This is a genomic window from Acinetobacter sp. YH01019 (genome assembly GCF_013420285.1).
Taxonomy (GTDB): domain Bacteria; phylum Pseudomonadota; class Gammaproteobacteria; order Pseudomonadales; family Moraxellaceae; genus Acinetobacter; species Acinetobacter gandensis.
In genome coordinates this window covers 1-2,078 of record NZ_VOYM01000166.1, presented here as the reverse complement: position 1 = coordinate 2,078, position 2,078 = coordinate 1, and the positions used below count along the sequence as shown (strand labels likewise).

Genomic DNA, 2,078 nt, shown 5'->3' with positions numbered 1-2,078 from the left:
GGGTCTTGTGGTGGCGCACCTTTGGATATTATTAAAAAATACATTGAAAACCAACAAGGTTAAAATCTTTGAAATTCACCTCCACCCTGACTGTCGGGTGGAGTCCTCTTTCACTTTAAGATAGATGATCAATTTTTTCATGTAGATGACGAATTTCAAGTTCAGCTTTCAAATTCACCTGATAGTCATTTTCAGAACGCATCCGGTCTTTCGCTTCCTGACGGTTTTGACTCATCATAATAATGGGCGCTTGTATCGCAGCTAAACATGACAACATCAAATTTAGCAAAATAAAAGGATATGGATCGGCTGGATGTTTCACCATCACCACAGTATTGACCAATATCCACACTGCTAAAAATGCACTAAAACAAATGAGAAATGCCCAGCTGCCGCCAAAAGTAGCAATCTTATCGGCGAGGCGCTCACCGAAAGTCCATTTCTGTTCCAACTGCCCTTCAACGTTTTTACTGATCAGTTCGTGCTGTTTCATACTATTCAGCACTTCGTATTCTAAGTTTGAAACCTCACCCTGTTCCATATGTAAAATCGACTGCACATATTGCATGCGATATTGCGTTAGATCACGCTGACAAATAAAGTCGTCACTACTACACTCTGGATAATCATGTGTAATTTGTTCTGTAATGACTTTACGTACCGTCGCCATTGGAATTAAATGTTTAACAGGAAAACTCTTTTTACACACCAAGCATGTACGGCATTCTACTTTTCCATTCATTTGAATTGAGCCTCGCTGCGCGATCCATGGAGTTTATTCATTTAAATTTTGATTGTTCAAATATTGAATCTATCTCAATGTAGCATTCGAAACTTAAAAACTGGGCTTTCATGGCATGAATATTTATCTTTACAGTGGCAACTACTAAAATGATGTATTGAATAGATGACTTAAAAATGCAAAAAATTACGGTAATAGTAGAAGCAGCAAAATGCACCACAATCTAGCAGCGCATTCATATTATGTTTTATAAGCGTGCTTGAATTGTGGTTCTATTTGATTAAACCCAAAAGTAGGAACGTTTTTGAGTCAATTGAACTCATCCCAACAAACTACGCTGCACCAATTGTGCAGTAAACCACCAAGCGCTGCATGCAGACATACCACAGAGTAAATTGGCCAAAATTTTGTTCAATTTTGAAAGTTCTGAAACATATATTTTTAGATTAATAAGATAGGCCATAACGCCGTAAACCAGGCCAATCGCACCGCCAATAAAAATAAGCACGAGTGGCCATGCAGCATACGCATGTGCTTTTGCAGGATACTTGGCTGTCATCATTTCAGTCGTTGTCATTGCACACTCCACTTTTTACAGGATTGAATTAAAACATCCACCCGAAAATGAATGCTTTAACCCTAGGAGCAATGATTTTGCAAAATTTAGGCCAAATATGCGTGCCTAATAATGATCAAGCTATGAATGAAATTATTCACCACAACATTTGCTACAGCCGACGACTTTTTCTCTCGGCCAATTCATACGTGCCCGCTTGTACGCCAGCTCATAATTGGCAAAGTATCCAATCAATATTTGATCATCAAACAATGGCATGTCTTCGCACCCTTTAGTTCCGTTATGAATCAAATGCGAACCATTGCCTGATTCTTTTTCATCTACAATAAATTTGATCATTCGCCGTTCCCCCTGAATATTTTTATAAAGTTCAAGCACAAATAAAGAATGAATCAATACCCATATAAATATTATGGATTTAATTAATCACATACTAAAATTATGCCTTTAATGTGTAAAAATCAATCAATATTTGTTTTTTTAATTTGTTTTTTATACTTATTTATTCATAGCTTAAAGCAATATCAGTCAATTCACCATCCAACTCATTGAACGGTGCTTTATTCTGTTCAAGCTTTTAAATTCATGATGATCGCTATCATTATTCCTTAGCATATTGCACAAAAGTATTTTTGGTGGTGTTTCAAAAAGTATGCTGAAAAAAAGCAGGTTGAATTTTGATAAAATAGAGAAATGCAAATAACTCTAGAAATCAAATGTCCAACCTGCCTCAGTGACAGTATAAAGAAAAATGGCATC

General features: G+C 36.4%; 2 protein-coding genes and 1 pseudogene. All 3 read right to left on the bottom strand.

Annotated features, from left to right (window positions below; all coding sequences use genetic code 11):
• Positions 1-121: 121 nt before the first annotated feature.
• Positions 122-742: pseudogene (locus FTT84_RS17640) on the bottom strand (DUF1003 domain-containing protein); the annotation flags it as partial.
• Between the two features lie 319 nt (positions 743-1,061).
• Complete coding sequence (locus FTT84_RS17635) at positions 1,062-1,319, bottom strand: hypothetical protein (protein ID WP_067764850.1); 258 nt, start codon at positions 1,317-1,319, stop codon at positions 1,062-1,064.
• A gap of 132 nt (positions 1,320-1,451) precedes the next feature.
• Positions 1,452-1,658: a hypothetical protein gene (locus FTT84_RS17630; RefSeq protein ID WP_180058992.1), complete on the bottom strand. Its 207-nt coding sequence runs from the start codon at positions 1,656-1,658 to the stop codon at positions 1,452-1,454.
• Positions 1,659-2,078: the final 420 nt, after the last annotated feature.

What these genes read in the sequence shown, in the direction of transcription:
- FTT84_RS17635 (WP_067764850.1), bottom strand. Translation starts at nt 1,319, where the DNA reads ATGACAACGACTGAAATGATGACAGCCAAGTATCCTGCAAAAGCACAT.
- FTT84_RS17630 (WP_180058992.1), bottom strand. Translation starts at nt 1,658, where the DNA reads ATGATCAAATTTATTGTAGATGAAAAAGAATCAGGCAATGGTTCGCAT.